The sequence below is a fragment of the Reichenbachiella sp. genome (assembly GCF_965223055.1).
GTDB lineage: Bacteria > Bacteroidota > Bacteroidia > Cytophagales > Cyclobacteriaceae > Reichenbachiella.
The window spans coordinates 409908-428938 of record NZ_CBDCVM010000005.1 but is presented as its reverse complement, the minus strand read 5'-3'; the positions used below and the strand labels follow the sequence as shown (position 1 = coordinate 428938).

Annotated in this window: 19 protein-coding genes; 10 read left to right on the top strand and 9 right to left on the bottom strand. The window is 39.5% G+C overall.

Translation table 11 applies throughout. The features are described 5' to 3' along the window. Window positions 1–3: 3 nt before the first annotated feature. Both folE and ACOQO5_RS04785 read right to left on the bottom strand, forming a co-directional pair. A complete protein-coding gene (folE, locus tag ACOQO5_RS04790; protein ID WP_420580550.1) occupies window positions 4–687 on the bottom strand; it encodes a GTP cyclohydrolase I FolE in 684 nt (227 codons plus the stop codon). Beyond that, window positions 647–1057, bottom strand: coding sequence for a 6-pyruvoyl trahydropterin synthase family protein (locus tag ACOQO5_RS04785; RefSeq protein WP_420580549.1), 411 nt, complete (start codon window positions 1055–1057; stop codon window positions 647–649). Before ACOQO5_RS04785 ends, folE begins: the two co-directional genes overlap by 41 nt. Before the next feature lie 174 nt (window positions 1058–1231). Between ACOQO5_RS04785 and ACOQO5_RS04780 the strand changes: the two genes are divergently transcribed. Together ACOQO5_RS04780 and ACOQO5_RS04775 are read left to right on the top strand one after the other, a co-directional pair. Further along, window positions 1232–1888 carry a phosphoadenylyl-sulfate reductase gene (locus ACOQO5_RS04780; protein ID WP_420580548.1) on the top strand — a complete coding sequence of 219 codons (657 nt, stop codon included), beginning with the start codon at window positions 1232–1234 and terminating at the stop codon, window positions 1886–1888. A gap of 22 nt (window positions 1889–1910) precedes the next feature. Then, entirely contained in the window at window positions 1911–2834 is a 924-nt protein-coding gene (locus tag ACOQO5_RS04775; RefSeq protein WP_420580547.1) for an NAD-dependent epimerase/dehydratase family protein, read from the top strand. 80 nt (window positions 2835–2914) lie between these two features. On the opposite strand, the gene ACOQO5_RS04770 is transcribed toward ACOQO5_RS04775, so the two are convergent. From ACOQO5_RS04770 to ACOQO5_RS04760, 3 genes are all read right to left on the bottom strand, one after another. After that, window positions 2915–4870, bottom strand: a complete 1956-nt coding sequence (locus ACOQO5_RS04770) for a T9SS type A sorting domain-containing protein (protein WP_420580546.1) — start codon at window positions 4868–4870, stop codon at window positions 2915–2917. 180 nt (window positions 4871–5050) lie between these two features. Beyond that, entirely contained in the window at window positions 5051–5446 is a 396-nt protein-coding gene (locus tag ACOQO5_RS04765) for a DoxX family protein (RefSeq protein ID WP_420580545.1), read from the bottom strand. Window positions 5447–5602: 156 nt separating this feature from the next. Continuing rightward, window positions 5603–6085 carry a GAF domain-containing protein gene (locus ACOQO5_RS04760; protein ID WP_420580544.1) on the bottom strand — a complete coding sequence of 161 codons (483 nt, stop codon included), beginning with the start codon at window positions 6083–6085 and terminating at the stop codon, window positions 5603–5605. Between the two features lie 74 nt (window positions 6086–6159). Here ACOQO5_RS04760 and ACOQO5_RS04755 point away from each other — a divergent pair, with 74 nt between their 5' ends. Further along, window positions 6160–7260, top strand: a complete 1101-nt coding sequence (locus ACOQO5_RS04755; protein ID WP_420580543.1) for an NAD(P)/FAD-dependent oxidoreductase — start codon at window positions 6160–6162, stop codon at window positions 7258–7260. 20 nt (window positions 7261–7280) lie between these two features. On the opposite strand, the gene ACOQO5_RS04750 is transcribed toward ACOQO5_RS04755, so the two are convergent. Continuing rightward, a complete protein-coding gene (locus tag ACOQO5_RS04750; protein ID WP_420580542.1) occupies window positions 7281–8150 on the bottom strand; it encodes a hypothetical protein in 870 nt (289 codons plus the stop codon). A gap of 283 nt (window positions 8151–8433) precedes the next feature. Here ACOQO5_RS04750 and mddA point away from each other — a divergent pair, with 283 nt between their 5' ends. Further along, on the top strand, window positions 8434–9192 hold the full coding sequence (gene mddA, locus ACOQO5_RS04745; protein WP_420580541.1) for a methanethiol S-methyltransferase: 759 nt from the start codon (window positions 8434–8436) through the stop codon (window positions 9190–9192). A gap of 137 nt (window positions 9193–9329) precedes the next feature. Further along, complete coding sequence (locus ACOQO5_RS04740; RefSeq protein WP_420580540.1) at window positions 9330–10382, top strand: bifunctional transcriptional activator/DNA repair enzyme AdaA; 1053 nt, start codon at window positions 9330–9332, stop codon at window positions 10380–10382. Here the strand turns inward: ACOQO5_RS04740 and ACOQO5_RS04735 are convergent. After that, window positions 10379–11104 (bottom strand): hypothetical protein, encoded by a 726-nt coding sequence (locus ACOQO5_RS04735; RefSeq protein ID WP_420580539.1) that lies wholly within the window; start codon window positions 11102–11104, stop codon window positions 10379–10381. The genes ACOQO5_RS04740 and ACOQO5_RS04735 overlap by 4 nt on opposite strands. A gap of 143 nt (window positions 11105–11247) precedes the next feature. Between ACOQO5_RS04735 and ACOQO5_RS04730 the strand changes: the two genes are divergently transcribed. Together ACOQO5_RS04730 and ACOQO5_RS04725 are read left to right on the top strand one after the other, a co-directional pair. After that, window positions 11248–12564: a cytochrome P450 gene (locus ACOQO5_RS04730; RefSeq protein WP_420580538.1), complete on the top strand. Its 1317-nt coding sequence runs from the start codon at window positions 11248–11250 to the stop codon at window positions 12562–12564. Window positions 12565–12651: 87 nt separating this feature from the next. Continuing rightward, window positions 12652–13968 carry a sensor histidine kinase gene (locus ACOQO5_RS04725; RefSeq protein WP_420580537.1) on the top strand — a complete coding sequence of 439 codons (1317 nt, stop codon included), beginning with the start codon at window positions 12652–12654 and terminating at the stop codon, window positions 13966–13968. On the opposite strand, the gene recF is transcribed toward ACOQO5_RS04725, so the two are convergent. After that, complete coding sequence (gene recF / locus ACOQO5_RS04720) at window positions 13960–15066, bottom strand: DNA replication/repair protein RecF (protein ID WP_420580536.1); 1107 nt, start codon at window positions 15064–15066, stop codon at window positions 13960–13962. The genes ACOQO5_RS04725 and recF overlap by 9 nt on opposite strands. Before the next feature lie 109 nt (window positions 15067–15175). Between recF and pdhA the strand changes: the two genes are divergently transcribed. From pdhA to ribH, 3 genes are all read left to right on the top strand, one after another. Continuing rightward, window positions 15176–16207, top strand: coding sequence for a pyruvate dehydrogenase (acetyl-transferring) E1 component subunit alpha (gene pdhA, locus ACOQO5_RS04715; protein ID WP_420580535.1), 1032 nt, complete (start codon window positions 15176–15178; stop codon window positions 16205–16207). A 76-nt stretch (window positions 16208–16283) separates the two neighbouring features. Beyond that, a complete protein-coding gene (locus tag ACOQO5_RS04710) occupies window positions 16284–16988 on the top strand; it encodes a tetratricopeptide repeat protein (RefSeq protein WP_420580534.1) in 705 nt (234 codons plus the stop codon). A gap of 76 nt (window positions 16989–17064) precedes the next feature. After that, complete coding sequence (gene ribH / locus ACOQO5_RS04705; RefSeq protein WP_420580533.1) at window positions 17065–17541, top strand: 6,7-dimethyl-8-ribityllumazine synthase; 477 nt, start codon at window positions 17065–17067, stop codon at window positions 17539–17541. A 1-nt stretch (window position 17542) separates the two neighbouring features. Here ribH and ACOQO5_RS04700 read toward each other — a convergent pair whose 3' ends face one another. Then, the gene (locus tag ACOQO5_RS04700; protein WP_420580532.1) at window positions 17543–19027 is read right to left on the bottom strand and encodes a sodium:proton antiporter; all 1485 of its coding nucleotides are present in this window, start codon (window positions 19025–19027) and stop codon (window positions 17543–17545) included. Window positions 19028–19031: the final 4 nt, after the last annotated feature.

The window sequence follows — 19031 nt, the reverse complement described above, 5'->3', positions numbered from 1 at the left end:
GGGTTAGGCTGGTGTATTGATATAGTTGAGAAATTCTTTTTTGGTATCCTCATTGGTAAATTTTCCACTGAAATGAGCGGTACCTGTTTTGCTATTGGTATCTCCTACCCCACGAGACGAAACACACATGTGGTTGGCATCTATTACTACTCCCACATCTTCTGTTTTCAAAACCTTCTTTAGCTCATTAGCGATTTGTACAGTCATACGCTCTTGCACTTGTGGACGCTTGGCGTAGTATTGTACAATTCTGTTGATCTTAGATAAACCAATCACTTTACCACTTGAAATGTAAGCAACATGAGCTTTCCCATAGATTGGCACAAAGTGATGCTCACAATGGGAGTAGAAAGTAATGTCCTTTTCTACCAGCATCTGATCGTATCCGAATTTATTTTCAAACAGGCGTGCATGCGGTTTGTTTTTCGGATTCAGCCCGCTAAATACTTCTTGCACATACATTTTGGCCACCCGCTTCGGTGTTCCGTTGAGGCTGTCATCTGACAGATCCAGACCTAGCACTTGCATGATTTCTTTGAAATGTTTGGCGATCAATTCAATCTTCAGTTCATCATCCATCTCAAAGGCATCTGCTCTGAGCGGCGTGTCAAATGAAGTCGCTACATGATCCAAATCATCGATCACATCATCCGATGGGGTATTCGACATAGTTTCTTTCTGTTTCATATAGCTTTATCTTCAAATCGTATTTTTCGTCAATTTCGCTGCGCAGCAGATTATAGATTACTACAACTATATTTTCAGCTGTTGGGTTCAGGTTTTTGAATTCCGCCACATCCAAATTCAAATTTTTGTGGTCAAAACGATTCAATACCCTTTCTTCAATCAGATCACTCAACTCCTTCAAGTCGTAAACATAGCCAGTATCAGGATCGATTTCGCCAAACAATCCAACTTCAAGGTTATAATTATGCCCATGATAGTTGGGGTTGTTACACTTACCAAAAACTGCCTCGTTCTTGTCATCACTCCATTCAGGGTTGTGCAGGCGATGTGCCGCATTGAAATGCTCTACTCTATAGACGGCTGCTCTCATATTGCAATGTTACGCCATTCTATTTAAATGGTTCTTTTGTAAATATTGAAACTTCCACCCACAAAAAATGAAAAGACTGTAACCTTATTCCAGACTCTGTGGTTTAGTATAGCCTTTTAAGTGCTAATTAGCGCATTTAATATATCTTCGCAACTTATTTAAATACCTGTCTCGATGGATTTTGATGAAATAAAAAGTCATATCATAAAGTATCAGGAGGAAGGTAAAAAATTATTTACCACCTCATCTTTTCAAACACACAGTATCGTGTTGCTGCACTTGTTGAGCCGCATTGATAATTCCATTCCTGTGTATTGTTTGAATACCGGCTTTTTATTCCCAGAGACGATGGCCTACAAGGACCAGTTGGCCGAAGAGTTTGGACTCAATATGATCGAAATCAAACCGGATGTTCCAAAGAGTCTTCAAAAAGATAGTGAAGGCAAATTGCTTTTTGCTTCGGACCCAGACAGATGTTGCTACTACAACAAAGTGCAGCCCATGGATCGACTCCTCTCTGACTACGACATTTGGATCAATGGTATTCGTAGAGATCAGAATGCCAACCGTGCAAAAATGAAGGTAGAGGAGAAGTCTAAATTTGACTCTGTTCGTTTTCACCCGATGCTGGAGTGGACCAACAAAATGATCTTTGATTATATCCGAGAGTACAAGCTGCCAAAGCACCCGTTAGAATCGCAAGGCTACAGCAGTATCGGATGTGAGCCATGTACTCGAAAGCCAAGTCTGGAAATGATGGAGCGGGAGGCCAGATGGTATGGTATGAACAAGACCGAATGTGGGCTTCACACCGAATTAGTAAGTAAATAACCACCTATTTAGTTTAATCAGAATGAAAGTATTAATTACCGGCGGTGCCGGATATATTGGCACAAGGTTGATCAAGAACCTGAGCAGTAATAAAGAAATTGAGAAGATTGTTGTTTATGACAATTTGATGCGAGGCAACTACAATTTGTTTCTCGGTGACAAGTTTATCAATCCATTTGCCATTGAATTTGTAAAGGGTGATTTGTTGGACTCCAGAAGTCTGAAAAAAGCCATGAAAGGCATAGATGTAGTCATTCATTTGGCAGCCAAGGTCACTTCACCATTCGCCAATGTAAACCTGCATTTCTATGAGCAAATCAACAATTGGGGAACCGCTGAGCTGACCTATGCGATAGAAGAATGTGATGTCAAAAAAGTGATTTACCTCAGCAGCATGGGCGTTTATGGTTTTGACGATGAGCCTATCAAAGATGATCATGCGCTGAATCCTTCATCCTACTATGCCATTTCAAAACAAAGAGGAGAGGAGCATATTCAGCGGTTGAGTAAAGAGAGAAACCCGATTGTCCTTCGATGTGGGAATGTCTATGGCTACAGCCGTAGCATGCGATTTGATGCGGTGATCAACAAGTTTGTGTTTGAATGTAACTTCAATGGCAGACTCCAAATCAACGGCAATGGCAATCAGAAAAGAGCCTTCATTCATGTCAACTCAATCGCCAATATCCTTGAAGATGTGGTGAAAAAAGACGTGCCTGCAGGCGACTACAATGTGGCTGAAAGGAACCTATCGGTTTTGGATATTGTAGATGTTTTGAAAGAACTGAAACCTGAATTGGAGTTTCTATTCGTCAATCAAAACACTGAACTACAGCAGCAAATGGTGGATATGGATCAGAAACTCATGCAATATGTAGACTATGGCAAAGATCTTCCCGACTTCAAATCCGAGATGATCGAATTCTTGAATAGTTTTAGTTACTAAGATTTTCAAAAGACTTAAAAAAAACAAGCCCTCTCAATTCTTTCGATGTTGAGAGGGCTTTTTTGTTGCTTGTGGTTTGATTAGTTTTTTATAATTTTTACTCTTGCCGTATTTGTCTGATACTTTAGCGTCAGGTAATAAATGCCCGCTTTCAGTTTTGAAACATTAATGGACGAACCTGGTGAATGAATCTTCATTTCAAGCTGCCCGGTTTGATTAAATACCTCCACCTCATCAATTTTCTGCTTGAAATTGATTTGGCCTAATGAAGGGTTCGGGTAGACTTCCACCAACTTATTCAATTCCACGCTTAGGGGCTGACAGCTCTGATCAATAATCACTTTTTGTGTTTGCGTAGAAGTATTGCCATTTCCATCGTCGTATATCCAAGTGACTTCGGTAGTACCAACTGCCTCAATAGGAAACTCTGCATCGGTAGTGGCTGTCAGATCTCCTCCACAACCAATGGCTGTTGGGGCTACCAAACTCTCCACAGAACAAAGCTCCGTCTGGTCCTCTAAGGTCAAATAATTGTGAACAGGTGTGCTGCTACTCGAGCAATCCAAATGATGATAATATGTCGCCCGATAAGTATGCTTCCATCCACCATCTACCCAATCATAGTAGTTTCTTGATAATCTTTTGTCGTGATCGTTGACCTCATAGGTATTTCTCTCTTCTCCTATCCAGGAGTTTGTATTGCTATTCCAACCAGAAAAATGTTGCTCTTCCACCCACTTCCCTCTTTCGTCATAATTATAGTACCATGAAATCATCCCAGCCCATGCCTCATTTTCAGTATCCCAATCAAATCTTTCATATTTAGTATATCGTCCATCATCTGTGTAGTCAAGAACATATTTTGAACTATTCACCAACTTTTCAGTAGAAGGATCCCAATATTTATTTAGTTCTAAAAGAATGTTCTTATCCTCATTATATGTGTATTCAATTGAAGACCAAATATACTCATCAGAATTTTCGTCATAACGATATATTTTGTCGTCGTAGCTTGTTTCACTATCAAGGACTTCCTGTCTCTTTACTTTAATCCAAGAACCCTCAGACCATTCGTAGAAGTTGATTTTTCTTACATTGTCATTTGGAAATGAAGTCTCTATTTTCTCTATATAGTCACCACCTGCCAAATATTGAATTGTCAAAGAATTTCTGTTACTTTCATCATACTCATATTCATAACTCCCGTTATCAGCCCAATCATCAATTCCCACATTCCAGTAGAAATGGTTCTGTTCTATTTTCAGATGTTTCTCGTTATACACAAACTCAACTTTGAATGTGTTATCCCAATCACTTGATAAAATATTCCAGTTCGATGACGTTTCGCTCTGTCTAAGTCCAGTTTCATCATAATCCGCTAAAAATCTGTAATCCCCAATCCAAAGCTTCGTATCCCAATCCCAATCATTATAGTTTTCTTCAACGGTCAAATCACCAGAATCATTGAACTCCCTAGTCAACTTGAAGTCACCTTCCCAATCCTCATATTCCTCATTCCAATCATATGCCACATGGAGTGTGCGTACCTGACTGTCATTATACTCTTGAAGTATTTTACGTTCAAAAGCCCATGCAGAAGTGCCTTCGTCCCAAGTTGACCGAACGTAAGACGTTTCCAAACCGTCGTCATTATATGTTTTTTCATATTTGCCTTTGTTTAGCCAAGCCTGAGTTTCAGTATCATATAATTGATAAAGCCAAGATGTAACGTTTCCATCTGCATCTCGCATATACTTGTATACCGAGTTCAACTCCCACACATCTCGCTCCTCGTTGTAAATCTCCCAAATCAAACTATCATAAATCAGTCGAGCATTTTCATTGTTGGCACTCTGATTGAAGGCCGCAATTCGCTGATCAGCACTCTGACCAACAGGTAGATGCTCTATTGAAAATTGATCGTACAGTGCTGAACTAGTGTCTCCATCAGTATCTGGTGCTGGAGGGTTTTTTGGATTTTGAGCAAATAGAAGGGATGCAAATAGCAGGTTGGCACTAAGTAGTATTATTCTCATTTTTTGAACTGGTTTATGTCGAAAACCAGCGATCGCATCTCTTTAGCAGCTGGTCAAGCATAGCCAGTAGCAATCAGGTTAGGTTTTCATTGTGATTGAATCTCACAATAATATATCAACCAGTTCAAAATTTCTGAAAAATTTCAAAATAAAATTTTGCGATATGTAACAGCGAAAAATTTAATTCCTGATCACATACTTCCCCCCTCCACTACAAAGAAGAAAGAAAGCAAAAGTGAGCAAGTGTATGGCTGGTGCTGTGTTGATATAGGCATCTCCGATGTGTACCATGAGGATGGCAATGACAAAGTTGGCCACCATGACAAGTGCAGCTTCTCGTACCCACAGACCTAGTATCCAACAAATGCCAGCTGCAAATTGTAGATAAACCGACGCAAAGGCCGACATCATGGGGAGTGGAAAACCATTGGCTTCCAGGAAAGTTGCAAACTCCTGCATGCGCTCGAAACTAAGCATGTTGTCCTGCGTGCCCCAGATCAAGCGTACGCCAAAGGCAATTCGAAGAAAAAGAAGGGAAAGGTCGGAATACTTCGAGAAGGTTTTCTGTAGGTTCATGTCTTGAATTTAATTCAAAACAACTGAAACCCGTTTCTCCAGTAAGGAATTCACTAGTATATATAGTGATTGAACTTTTCCAAAGCTTGCACAAGGACTTAAGAAATGCCGATGCCTCCTCTGCGTTTAGCCAGAAAAATTTGGAAAAGTTTAAGTCTAGAGCTTTGATTCAATGATTTTCATCAATCGCTCTAAATGAGTTTGATCTACTTGATCAAAATCACCTAACTGATCACTGTCGATATCCAAAATTAACTGTACCTCATCGTTCTTGATTGCCGGCAAAACAATCTCGGATTTAGATGCACTACTACAAGCAATGTGACCTGGGAATTGATCTACATCTTCCACAAGCACAGGTCGTTTTTCTTCCCAAGCTGTACCACATACGCCTTTGCCTTTTTTGATTCTTGTACACGCGATAGGGCCTTGAAAAGGCCCAAGAACCAACTCATCCTCCTTCACCAAATAAAACCCTACCCAGAAAAAGCCCAAACCTTCTTTCAAAGCCGCGGCTACATTAGCCAAATTGGCAATCAAATCAGATTCACCAGAAATAAGTGCTTCGATTTGAGGTATCAATGCTTCGTATTTTTCTGTACGACTATCGGTATCTGGAAGGAAAAGACTCTCTGACATATCTATTGGGTTTTGAATTGCAATTTTACGAGGAGTACATCGAATTGTTGGTGAATTCTAAAGATATTTAACCCATGTACGATGTTATAATCGTTGGGGGAGGACTAGCTGGACTTATAAATGCTATATTGCTAAGTCGGGCAGGTCTTCAAATTGCCCTGTTTGAAAAGAAGAGTTATCCCTTTCACCGTGTCTGTGGTGAATATATTTCGAATGAAGTCAAACCATTTTTGGTAAGAAACGGCTTATTTCCAACTGATATTAACCCGACAGAAATTACCAAGTTCAAACTCACGTCGATCAAGGGCAAGCAGGCCAATTTGTCATTGAAAATGGGCGGGTTCGGTATCAGTCGTTTTGCTTTTGATCACTTTCTTTTTCAGCAAGCACAAGCCGCTGGAGTGACCATTCTTCAAAACCATAAAGTCACAGCCATTGAATTTGAAACTGACGGATTTCAAATCATAGCTAATAGGCAAAGCTACCAGAGCAAATTAGTCATTGGTGCTTACGGCAAGCGATCAGCGCTGGACAAGAGAAGAAAATTCATGACTAAAAAATCACCTTACCTAGGCGTAAAGTATCACATTAAAATAGACCTACCGACTGAAGAAATCGCACTGCATAATTTTCAAGACGGCTATTGCGGAATTAGTCAGGTAGAAAATAGTACATTCAATCTCTGCTATTTATCACACCGAAATAACCTAAAAAACAAATCCATCGATGAGATGGAAACCACAGTTCTTCATAAAAATCAATTCCTTAAAAATATTTGGAATAATGCCGATTTTGTGTTCGAAAAACCTGAAGTAATCAATGAGATTTCATTTGAAAAAAAGGAGCTCATTTATGATCATATACTGATGTGTGGAGACACCGCCGGCATGATCACACCTCTCTGTGGAAATGGCATGGCCATGGCTATTCGCTCTGCAAAATTATTGTCCGAAATGATCATTCAAAAATGGGATAAAGGTCGTTTCAATAGAAAAAATCTGGAGCATTCCTATAGAATCATTTGGGATCAAAATTTCGCTTCAAGGCTTTGGACCGGAAGGCAGATTCAAAAGCTTTTCGGATCTGAGTGGTCATCCAATGCAGCCGTTCATCTTGTCAAACAAAAATGGCTTGGAAGCTTGATCGTCCGACAAACTCACGGAACAGAATTTTAGCATCAACTTTTAGTGCCTTTTTATTCAGATTTGTCAGAGGATGAATTTTCCTTCTGATCTTCCAACGACTCATTAATTTTAGAAACTACTTCATCCAGCTCCTCTGCGCTGGACAACAATTCATGTACGAGCTTTTGGTGTTTTTCCGCCTTCACATCTTTTGACACAATTTGAGCTAACCCCAGCAACCGAGCCAGTGGAGCACGTAGCACATGAGAATTTAGGTGGGCATATTCCCTCAATTGTTTGTTATTGGTCCGAAGCTTTTCATTCTTCAATTGCAACTCGGCCTGACTTTCTTCCAAATCCTGATTTCTTTTTGCCAAATGATCTACCAAAGAGGTCAATGCCGAATTGTATTTTTGGGCAAAAACTACAATAGCTACTGAGGACACTGTTAACAATATGGCACTTTCCAACCAATACCCAAATTGTTCATTTCTTTGAATAAGAAAATCCGGGTTTGTGGTGTCGTGCCAGTTAAAAAACCCTATCGAAATATACGAAAGAAGGAATACCACGTACAGAATTATTGCTTTCCAAATATCAAAAATAAAAAGTGAATAGAACGGAATAATGACTATTAATACTTTGTTGAATGAATAGGGCCCAAACAATAAAGTATCACTTACCACCAATAACCAAAGACAGATTATTACAATTATTCCCTTCAAGGACAGACTTATCTTTCGGCGATAAGCCACAATCAAAATTAATGCTGCTAAAACTGCAAAGTCACTATAAAAAACGGCTGACCTGAGTTCCCTGGTGTATGGAAAATAACTAATAATAAACGCTACAATGCCTGCCAAAACACCAGCCACCAAGGTAGATTCAATGATTTGATTCTTCAATTTCAAAAGACCATCATGTGTATGTTTTTCTAACATATGGATACAAATAGTACTTGTTCAGTGATGTCACAAGGCAAATTAGACATCATTGAATTTAGTTTTTATTCTTGTGCATTTACAAGAAACCTGTGTTTTTTATCTAAATCTCGTCATTATTAGCATTCATACTATAAGTGTGGATTCCTATCAAACTGCCCTTTGTACACCTCTTGTACACCTCGAGAATTAGCTCTCTTCTATTCATCTAAGTTCATTTGCATCAAGCCAAATGAGAAAAATGGAATAACAGTTTAATTCAATTTATTTAAAATCTAAACTTATGAAACGTATACTATTTTTTATCTATGGAGTCGCAAGCTATGCGGTAGGTGTGTTTGCTCTTCTTTATCTCATTGCATTTTTAGGGGATATGGTTGTGCCAAAAACTATCGATGGTCCTTCGATGACATCAACCTGGAAAGCAATAGGAATCAACCTATCGCTTATTCTCCTTTTTAGCGTACAGCATAGCGTAATGGCTAGGCTCGCTTTCAAGAAAAGGTGGACGCAGTTTGTTTCTCCTGTAGTAGAGAGAAGCACCTATGTCCTTTTCACATTTTTTGCACTGATCACTCTATTCTATTTCTGGCAGCCGCTGGGTGGCGAAGTATGGAATGTTGCATCTGGGTCAATGCTTTATAATGTACTTTATGGATTGTTTTTCTCAGGTTGGGCTATTCTTTTTTCGGCGACTTTCTTAATCAACCATTTTGATTTATTTGGGCTCAGACAAGTCTATCTCCATTTGATAGGCAAAGACTATACTCCTTTGGTTTTCAAAGAAAAAGGGTTTTATAAATCAGTGAGACATCCGATTTATTCCGGTCTTTTGCTTGGGCTGTGGTGTACTCCACATATGACAGTTTCACATCTATTCTTAGCCGTATTGTGGACAGTATATGTGTTTTACGCTATTAATCTAGAAGAAAGAGATCTAATCAAAGAATGGGGAGATAAATATCAGGACTACAAAAACCGTACGGGAAGTGTGTTCCCAAAACTCTCCAAAAAAAGAGCAGTATCAACAAAAGAAGCCTAATAGGCTTTGAGCAAAAGCTGTATAAGGCGCCCCAAGGGCAATCGTCAATGGGGCGCTCAAAAATGCTTGTCCATTTTTCGGTTGAACGAATTGCTAAACCCGCCTACTTTAGCTTCTAAATAGCTAAATTTATGAATATGCAGTTATCACTTTTGCCGGATACCGATACCATGTACCATGCATTGGTAAACAAAGATAGTTCTTTCGAGGGCGTCTTTTTCGCAGCCATCAAAACCACTGGGATATTTTGCAGACCCACCTGCCATGCACGAAAGCCCAAGCCTGAAAACGTAGAGTACTTTGGCAATTCTAAAGAGGCACTAGATCATGGTTACCGACCTTGCAAAGTTTGTCATCCGATGGAAATGAAAGGTGTCGTTCCCATTTGGCTAAAGCCACTACTTGATGACATTGAGCAAACACCAAACATCAAAATAAATGACCAGAATTTAAGAGATCGAGGACTTGACCCTACCAGAGTGAGAAGGTGGTTCAAGAAAAATCATGGCATGACCTTTCAGTCCTATTTACGCTCTCTGAGAATCAATAATGCTTTTGGGCAAATAAGACAGGGGGACCAGGTGATTCAATCTGCTTTCAGTAATGGCTTTGAGTCCCTCAGTGGCTTTCTGGATAGTTTCAAAAATTCAACGGGTTTCACACCAAAAGAAAGCAAATACAAAAATGTAATATCAGTCACACGCATTCCCACACCTCTTGGGCCTATGATCGCAGGAGCTACAGACAAAGGCATCTGTCTTTTGGAGTTTACGGATCGAAGAATGATAGAAACACAGTTAGAAAGGCTTAGAAAATATCTTAGAGCAGAATTGATTCCTGGACAAAGTCCATTTTTTGGCTCACTAACTTCCGAGCTCAGTCTCTATTTTGAAGGTAAACTCAAAAAATTCTCCGTTCCTCTGGAGACCCCAGGAACAGAATTTCAACAAAAAGTATGGAAAGTGCTTCAAGACATCCCATACGGAAAAACTCGGAGCTACAAAGAACAAGCCATTGCGATCAACAATTTGAAAGCAATACGAGCAGTCGCCACAGCAAATGGCGACAATCGAATCGCCATTATCATACCTTGCCATAGAGTGATTGGTTCTGATGGTTCTATGACTGGCTACGGAGGAGGGGTTTGGCGCAAGCAAAAACTCTTAGAATTGGAAAGGAAAAATTTCTAATTCAATTGGTTATAAAAACTCACTATCTTAATCAAGTCTTCAGGCTTACTGGGTTTCAGTTTGTTTTCTGAGATGTATCTATCAACCTCTTTCTGATGCCTTCCTAGCGCTTTGAGCAAAGGTTTTCTCGCTCCCTTTATTTCTTCTATGCTGACTCCATTGTATAAATAAAAATTATCTTCTCGGCTATAAAACCCTGCTCCTCTACCACCCGCTGTTGCCATGGTAGTTTTGGGAGGTTCACGAATTTCTACAATCGGCTGATACAATAAATTCATGTTTCCCGACACCAACAATTGATAAAAGTCCAAATACGGCTCAGGTTTTTGACCTTCAAGTTTATGTACTCTGACGAAGGTATGAGTAGAGTCATGACCAACAAAAGCAAATTGAAGTAGTTTGGTATCATCCATAAGAAATGAGTCTTTTGAATTTAAAGGCTGGACCATCAATTCTTTTTGAAAAAGATTCAACTTCAATCTCACATCTCCATAACGTTCTCCCCGTACAGAAACTACTTTTCCATATACCCATTCATCCAGAAAGTATGGCGAGCCTTCCACTTTTGACAGGTCTTCACCGTCCGGACGAATGTCATTAAGCCAAGAGGTAAGCAGATCATTGTTCACTCTATTTATTCCATCTTGAACTCCACTCAGTTGTTGTTGTGCAAAACTGGAAAAAAACAATGAAGTCAATAGAATTGAAGCCATCCATTTCATGGTCGTAAAAATTGGTTCAACATAAACCTAGGGCATTTATCTTCCTTATCCAGAAACAAAATTGAAAATTGTAGGCTGATGTCAAATAATGACAACTTACTCATCCGTATGGATCGACTATCTTAGTTTCCAAAAAGCAAACATTGAAACCACCAAAGGCCTTCCCGGAAAACAGCAAATTCAAAAATCTCAAAAAATTTCAAGCTTCCCCCATTCAATACATGAAGGAAGCAGCTGCCCAATATGGCTCTCCCGTGGATCTAAACTTACCTATCGGAAAATTTGCTCTGATCTCGGACCCCGAACAAGCACAACACGTACTAGCCACTAATCATGAAAACTATACAAAAAGCAATGGTTATAAACAGGTAGCCTTGGTTCTTGGCAATGGATTGCTCACTTCCGAGGGCGAAGAATGGCATAAAAACAGGAAAATACTGCAGCCGTCATTCCACAAAAATGAATTGCGAAAGTTGTTGCCTACCGTTTGGGAAACAGGAATGCAGTATTTATCTGGTTTAGACGACCAGCAAGACCTAAGGCTGGACACCGAAATGAATGGCTTGACGCTTACCATTTTATTGAACTCACTTATACATTCCTCCGATGAGGAAATTCTCACTAAAATGTCTGATCACGTAAATTTCGGCCAGGAGTTTATAGTCAATCGAATCCGCAACCCATTCAAATGGCCACTATGGATTCCAACCACCAATCATCAACGTTATCATGCCATGATGCGTGATTCCAATAAATTGATCGAAAAAACCATCAAGGAACGCTCCTCCATCCATGGCAAAGACATTGAAGATCTATTGCACGTATTGTTGCAAAATTTTGATGCAGAAAAGGACTTTTTTCAAATACGGGATGAGATTCTGACCTTCTTAGTGGCCGGCCATGAAACCTCTTCATTGGGAATGACCTGGACGCTGCATTTGCTGGCTCATCACCCGGAAATTCAAAACCGACTATTTGAAGAAGTTAAAGATTTAGAGGGTTTTGGCAGCTTGGATTTAATGAACTTTTCTAACCTAAAATATACGGGCCAAGTGATCAAAGAATCCATGAGGCTCTACCCTCCCATTTGGAACATTGTAAGAAAAGCTAAGAGCAAAGATAAAGTTGGAGGATTTGAAATCGAGGATGGTTGCCAATTGATGAACAGCATTTACGAGTTTCATCATCACCCAGACTATTGGGAAAGCCCAGATGAGTTTAATCCAGATAGATTTGAAAATTACAACTTCAAACATAAGTTTCAATACCTACCTTTCGGAGGTGGGCCGAGGTTTTGTATTGGTAATAATTTTGCCCTTTTTGAAATGACTATTCTTTTGGTTCAATTCATTCAATTTTACCAACTCAAACCACTATCACCAGAAAAAATAGGATTCAACCCATTACTTACTCTACGCCCTGATCAACCCATAAAAGTTAGGATGATTAAAAGAAGCTAGTTACATACAAAATGTAGCTTAGATTCATTATATTACTAATAGGCCTACCCACTACAATCAGCTCTTTAGTATCGATGATTAATTATTATGGAGCCCACACATTTTAAGCAGAATTTTTTTACGCTTCACTTTCTGGAAAAAGGCCTGGAAGAAGAGTATAGACTAAAGGCTTTTCCGAGTTCGCTCCAATCATTCAAGATTGTTTTCCTCTTTTTGCTGGCCCTCGATGTCTACATCATTGTAGTAGAGTTTTTCAGAATGGACGATCCATTATACGCAGTAGCTACAAGGTCTCTGATGCTAATATTTTATTCACTAATAATATTGATCTCAAACATTCTAGGAAAAACAGGCCCTAAATATCATCAGAGTTTCGTGTTTCTTGCCTTGCTCACTATGTACCTTATTGTACTTGCTCAAGACATCAATGGAGACATGTACTATCTATTCTTCTCTAACGTCGCATTTACACTTATTTATATTGTGTTTACAGTCAGCGGTTTACGATTTACCAACGCAGTGTTGTTGGCACTACTATACTTAGCTATTTATGTGATTTATTGCTATTGGTGGTTCCCAAATGACTATCATGCCGGACAACTTCCCAATGTCATGATCAACTGGGTAATTGCTTCAATGGCCGGTTACATACTTGAAAAAAGTAGTCGAAAGGCTTTTGCCAATGGTTATTTGTTGAAGCAAAAAAACATAGAATCAGAAAGTTACAATACGCTAAAAAACAAATTGCTTTCTGTAGTGTCTCATGACGTTCAGTCTCCTTTGAATAGCATCAATTCAGTACTAAGCATGTTCAAAGAAAAGGCCATCTCTCCTGCAGATTCAACTGCTCTGTTCCAGAAAATTCAAGAACAAGTATCAGGTACCATTGGCTATGTTCAGAAAATTCTTTTCTGGACTAAAAACCAAATGAATGGCTTTCAAATCAACAAACAAGAAATTAGCCTACGAAGAGAAATTGATAAATGTATAGCGGGTTTCAAGAATTTGGCTGATGAAAAAAACATCAAAATAGAGAATCATGTTGATCATAGCTCGGAGGTCTATGCCGACCTGGAAATGTTGGATATTGTGTTAAGAAACCTACTCGGCAATGCCATCAAATTTAGCCCTGAGCAAACAACAGTAAAGGTTTCTTTTCATTCAAATGAAAAGTGGGACGAATTAGCCATCCAAGATCATGGAGTGGGTATTGAAAAAGACCGTTTAGAAAAAATTTTCACTTTCAGCCATGTTCATACCACGGGGACCAGGCTTGAGAGAGGTTCAGGTATTGGGCTTTCTTTGTGCTCTGAGTTTATGACCAAACTAGGAGGAGAACTTGCCGTAGAAAGTGAAATAGGCAAAGGCAGCACATTCTATCTGAAGTTCAAAAAATCAATCTAATTCTTCGATCAAATTTCCTTCTACTCGGAATATTTTCATAGGCTCAAATTTTCCCTGCAGCAAACTTCTTGTTCGTTCTTCCCTTGCATCTGTCACGAAAACTTGCCCAAAAGTTTCGGCCCCAATTATGCTCATGAGTTGGGAAATTCTACCGTCATCTAGCTTATCAAAAATATCATCCAGAAGCAATATGGGTGTAATTCCCAAATGAGATTTAACGAATTCAAATTGAGCCAATTTCAGGCTAACGAGCAATGATTTTTGTTGACCTTGTGAGCCAAATTTTTTTATAAGATGATTGTCAATTTCGAATAAAAATTCATCTCGATGAATACCCAAATTGGTGCGTTGAGTGATCACATCTTTTTGCAGGCCTTTGGCATATTGTCTGGCAAAGTCTTTTTCCAAAACCTTAGTTTTATAAACAATAGCTACCTGCTCTTTACTATCAGAAATCTGATCATAATTGGATTGAAGATGAGGAAGAAACGCTTTGACAAATGCCCTCCTCTTTTTTGCAATCTCAATTCCAAGCGAAATTAATGGCTTATCATAAGTCTCTATCATTACCTGATCCACCTTGCCACTTTCATTCATGGATTTCAGGAGTGCATTTCGCTGTTTGAGATGATGGTTGTATTTGATTAGTGCACGCAAGTATTCCGAATCATACTGAGAAATGATGCTATCGAAAAACTTTCGCCTTACCTCGTTGCTTTCACGGATCAATTCATCATCATTGGGTGCGATCAATACCAAAGGGAATTTCCCAACGTGTTCGCTCAACTTTTCATATTCCGAATCATCCACTTTGAATGTCTTACGACTATTCTTTTTGAGGCTGCAATGCACTTTATTCATCTTTTCTCCCATCATAAATTCTCCATTTACGACAAAATATTGGCCCTCGTGGTTGATGCTTTGAGAATCCAATGAATGAAAGGCACTCTTCGTGGTTGACAAATAATGAATGGCATCCAACACATTGGTTTTGCCACTTCCATTCATCCCAACCAAACAGTTGAAATGATCACAAAATGAAACCTCCGCCTTTTCATAATTTTTAAAATATTGCAAGGAGAGTGATTGAAGAAACATAATGCTTTGCTGTAACTACTAATTTAACTAATTTCGCAGTTCGTAAAAACGAGCGAAACGACAATCCCAAAGTACTTAATTCAGTCAAACCGCTTAAATAACTTTTGAAATGGCAAGTGTAAAAGAAAAAAAGAAATCAAAAGCAACATCCAAAAACGAATTCTCTAAAGAAACCTATATGACATGGTATGAGTCCATGTTGATGATGAGAAAGTTTGAGGAGAAGGCGGGTCAACTTTACGGTCAGCAGAAGATTAAGGGATTTTGTCACTTATACATTGGCCAAGAGGCTTGTGTTGCTGGCGCCGTTAGTGCACTCGAAGAAGGAGACAAATATATCACTGCATATAGAGATCACGCACATCCAATCGCTTTAGGGACAGACCCTAAAAAAATCATGGCAGAGCTATTTGCCAAGGAAACAGGAATTTCTAAGGGTAAAGGCGGATCAATGCACATTTTTGATAAAGAACATGGTTTCTTTGGCGGACATGGGATTGTAGGAGGTCAAGTACCATTAGGTGCCGGTATCGCCTTCGCAGAAAAATATAACAACACTGGAAAACTTTGCATCTGCTACATGGGAGATGGTGCGGTAAGACAGGGCGCATTTCACGAAGCATTGAACATGGCCATGACCATGAAAATTCCTGTAATCTTCGTTATAGAGAATAATGGCTATGCTATGGGTACCTCTGTTCAAAGAACATCGAACGTCACAGGCTTAGACCAATTGGGTAGTGCCTACGAAATGCCTTCTGAATCTGTAGATGGTATGTCAGTAATAGACGTACACCATGCAGTAGCAAGAGCAGCAGATAGAGCTAGAAAAGGCGACGGACCAACGCTATTAGAAATGAGAACCTACAGGTATAAAGGTCACTCCATGTCGGACCCGGCTAAATACAGAACCAAAGAAGAAGTAGAGTCTTACAAGGCAAAAGATCCAGTTGAAATGGTGAGAAAAGAAATTCTCAGCAAAAAATTGGCAACAGAAAACGAATTGACAACAATTGACCAAAAAGTGAAAGAAGAGGTAGCCCTTTGCGTGAAATTCGCTGAAGAATCAGCGTATCCGGCACCAGAAAATGCTTACACTGATGTGTATGCAGATAAGTCTTACCCGTTCTTGGAAGACTAATCACGGATATAATTTGTAGCAATAAGTAATGATTTTAAAATATTACTACATTTGCGGTCAGAATTTTTGAAATAGAATGACAAAGAAGAGAAAAAGTACGGAGAATCACGACCATGATTTGTTTGAGAATCCGGAAGCAATTGCTGAACAGTTTTCAAGAACGGAGCAATTTATAGAGAAGAATAAAACATTAGTATCTGTAATCGCAGGAGTTATTGTGGTAGCGATTGTTGGATATATGTTCGCTAATTACTACATCCAAGGGCAAAATGATAACGCCCAAAGAGATATGTTTCAGGCGGTATATTACTTCGAAGCTGATAGTCTTGGCAAAGCCTTAAATGGAGATGGAAACAACTATGGATTCTTAGAAATCATTAGTGAATATGGCATGACTGATGCAGCAAATCTGGCAAATTACTATGCTGGTGCTACATACCTTAAACTGGGAGATTTCGAAAATGCCGTAAGATACCTAGGTGCATTCAGCGCTTCTGATTATATCATTCAAGCCAGAGCTTATTCACTTATCGGTGATGCTCAAATGGAATTAGGAAATTATGCGGATGCGGCTACCCAATACGAAAAGGCAGCTGACTATAATGCAAACAAGCAGTTCAGCCCAACATATTTGGTAAAAGCAGCTATTGCCAACGAACAAGCGGGTAACCTTAATTCTGCAAAAGACAACTATCAGACTATCGTAGACGATTTCTACGGAGCATTAGAATATCAGGAGTCTGTAAAGCAATTGGCAAGACTCGAAGGATTAGCAAACTAAGCTATTCTAAAAAATCATTTATGAAAGGGATGGGTTTTTACCTTTCCCTTTTTTATTTCTCAATAAAAATTGACCCATGGCAAGTAACCTTAAAAACCTCAGCGACTATAGTTCAAAAAATGTAATTGATATCTCCAATAAGACATTTGCAGTAGTAGTATCGGAATGGAATGAAGAAGTAACAGAGTCACTTTACAATGGAGCGATTGAAACATTAAAACAGCATGGAGCCCAGCCGAACAATATAGTTAGGGTCGATGTACCAGGAAGTTTCGAGCTTAGTCTTGGCGCACAGAAACTTGCCCAAAGAGATGATGTAGATGCTGTAATCTGCCTAGGCTGTGTGATTCAGGGAGAAACCAGACACTTCGACTTCATCTGTGACGCCGTTGCTCATGGTATTACGAATGTCTCTCTAAAGTATGATAAACCTGTGGTTTTTGGAGTACTGACTCCAGATAATCAAAAGCAAGCAACAGATAGAGCCGGGGGTAAACATGGCAACAAAGGAGACGAAGCAGCCATCACCGCTATAAAAATGTTGGCCCTTTAGATTAGAGTATTCCCCAGTAGAAAAAGATTAGCCAGACAATCACAAATAGTGGAAGTAGGATAGGAATAGAAAATCTAATGATGTAGCCAAAGAAAGATGGCATCTTTATTCCCACCTGTTCTGCTATAGATTTTACCATGAAGTTTGGACCGTTTCCTATATAGGTCATGGATCCAAAAAATACAGCTGCAACTGATATGGCCTTCAAGGATAGGATAGAGTTTACGAACTCTCCATTTGAGAATCCTACCACATCTGCCATAGTTGTGATCGATCCACCTTGCGATGCCAGTGCTGCAGTCAAGAAGTTAATATAGGTTGGTGCGTTGTCCAGAAAGCCAGACAGTAGCCCAGTTCCCCAATATAAAGTATTGTGCGTAATCATAGCTGCACCTGCATCTGACTGAGCAAAGTTTCCAACCAATTCCAGCGCGGGCATCATAGTGCCAAAAATGCCAATAAATATAAAAGCTACTTCTCGAATAGGCTCAAAGTTGAACTCATTCCATTGCAAGGCTTCTTTATTCGCGAACTTATAGGAAAGAAAGCCAGAGGTAAGCATAATGATTTCTCTAATATAAGAGAACTTCTGTCCATCATAATGAATCGCCGGCACCCAATCCAATACATTCGGATCCAGAAAAACAGCTCCAACAATGACTGCCAACCACAAGAAATTTTTGGTGCCCACGAAAGTGACCGTATTCGATGGCTGGTGAGTGCTTTCACCAAAGCTGTAATCTGATTTGTTCTTTTTGTCTGTAAAATAGAACACAACAGCCAATGCCAGACAAGCAAAAATCCATGGCAACAAATTATGCTTCAGCGTCCAGAAAAATGGCACCCCTTTTAGAAACCCAAGAAACAACGGCGGATCACCAATTGGCGTAAGAGAGCCTCCAATATTACTTACCATAAAAATGAAAAAGATAATGTGGTAAGGCTTAATTCTATTTTTGTTCAATCGAATAAATGGGCGAATTAAAAGCATAGAAGCGCCTGTTGTTCCAATAACATTTGAAATAAGAGCACCTATCAATAATATGATCACATTAGTCATCGGCTTGGCCTCCTTATCCACTTCGATCATGATACCTCCAGAAGCAATAAAAAGCCCGCTGAGCAAGGCGATGAACTGGACGTACTCTGCCAGAGCATGAACCGGTGCGTGCACATTGTGTAAACCAAATAAATAGTAAAGCACGACCATTGCTGCTAATACACAAGCGACAATCGGGTAATTTTTATGCCAGAAGTGCTCATAGAATAATGGGCCTGTAGCAATCATTATTAGCAACAGAGCAAATGGTATGACACTCCAGGCTGGCGCATGATGATGGGCATCATCACTGGCCACTTCGGCCATATTGGTTACAGGAGCAGGTGCTTCCACAAGACTCGTTTCCAGAGTATTGGATTCTATATTGCTGGCATGCCCCTGAAAGGAGAAACTCAACAAAATAAAAAGCACCAAATATTTGTACATACTG

Coding starts and splice junctions, on each gene's coding strand:
- folE (WP_420580550.1), bottom strand. CDS start 687: ATGAAACAGAAAGAAACTATGTCGAATACCCCATCGGATGATGTGATC.
- ACOQO5_RS04785 (WP_420580549.1), bottom strand. CDS start 1,057: ATGAGAGCAGCCGTCTATAGAGTAGAGCATTTCAATGCGGCACATCGC.
- ACOQO5_RS04780 (WP_420580548.1), top strand. CDS start 1,232: ATGGATTTTGATGAAATAAAAAGTCATATCATAAAGTATCAGGAGGAA.
- ACOQO5_RS04775 (WP_420580547.1), top strand. CDS start 1,911: ATGAAAGTATTAATTACCGGCGGTGCCGGATATATTGGCACAAGGTTG.
- ACOQO5_RS04770 (WP_420580546.1), bottom strand. CDS start 4,870: ATGAGAATAATACTACTTAGTGCCAACCTGCTATTTGCATCCCTTCTA.
- ACOQO5_RS04765 (WP_420580545.1), bottom strand. CDS start 5,446: ATGAACCTACAGAAAACCTTCTCGAAGTATTCCGACCTTTCCCTTCTT.
- ACOQO5_RS04760 (WP_420580544.1), bottom strand. CDS start 6,085: ATGTCAGAGAGTCTTTTCCTTCCAGATACCGATAGTCGTACAGAAAAA.
- ACOQO5_RS04755 (WP_420580543.1), top strand. CDS start 6,160: ATGTACGATGTTATAATCGTTGGGGGAGGACTAGCTGGACTTATAAAT.
- ACOQO5_RS04750 (WP_420580542.1), bottom strand. CDS start 8,150: ATGTTAGAAAAACATACACATGATGGTCTTTTGAAATTGAAGAATCAA.
- mddA (WP_420580541.1), top strand. CDS start 8,434: ATGAAACGTATACTATTTTTTATCTATGGAGTCGCAAGCTATGCGGTA.
- ACOQO5_RS04740 (WP_420580540.1), top strand. CDS start 9,330: ATGCAGTTATCACTTTTGCCGGATACCGATACCATGTACCATGCATTG.
- ACOQO5_RS04735 (WP_420580539.1), bottom strand. CDS start 11,104: ATGAAATGGATGGCTTCAATTCTATTGACTTCATTGTTTTTTTCCAGT.
- ACOQO5_RS04725 (WP_420580537.1), top strand. CDS start 12,652: ATGGAGCCCACACATTTTAAGCAGAATTTTTTTACGCTTCACTTTCTG.
- recF (WP_420580536.1), bottom strand. CDS start 15,066: ATGTTTCTTCAATCACTCTCCTTGCAATATTTTAAAAATTATGAAAAG.
- pdhA (WP_420580535.1), top strand. CDS start 15,176: ATGGCAAGTGTAAAAGAAAAAAAGAAATCAAAAGCAACATCCAAAAAC.
- ACOQO5_RS04710 (WP_420580534.1), top strand. CDS start 16,284: ATGACAAAGAAGAGAAAAAGTACGGAGAATCACGACCATGATTTGTTT.
- ribH (WP_420580533.1), top strand. CDS start 17,065: ATGGCAAGTAACCTTAAAAACCTCAGCGACTATAGTTCAAAAAATGTA.
- ACOQO5_RS04700 (WP_420580532.1), bottom strand. CDS start 19,027: ATGTACAAATATTTGGTGCTTTTTATTTTGTTGAGTTTCTCCTTTCAG.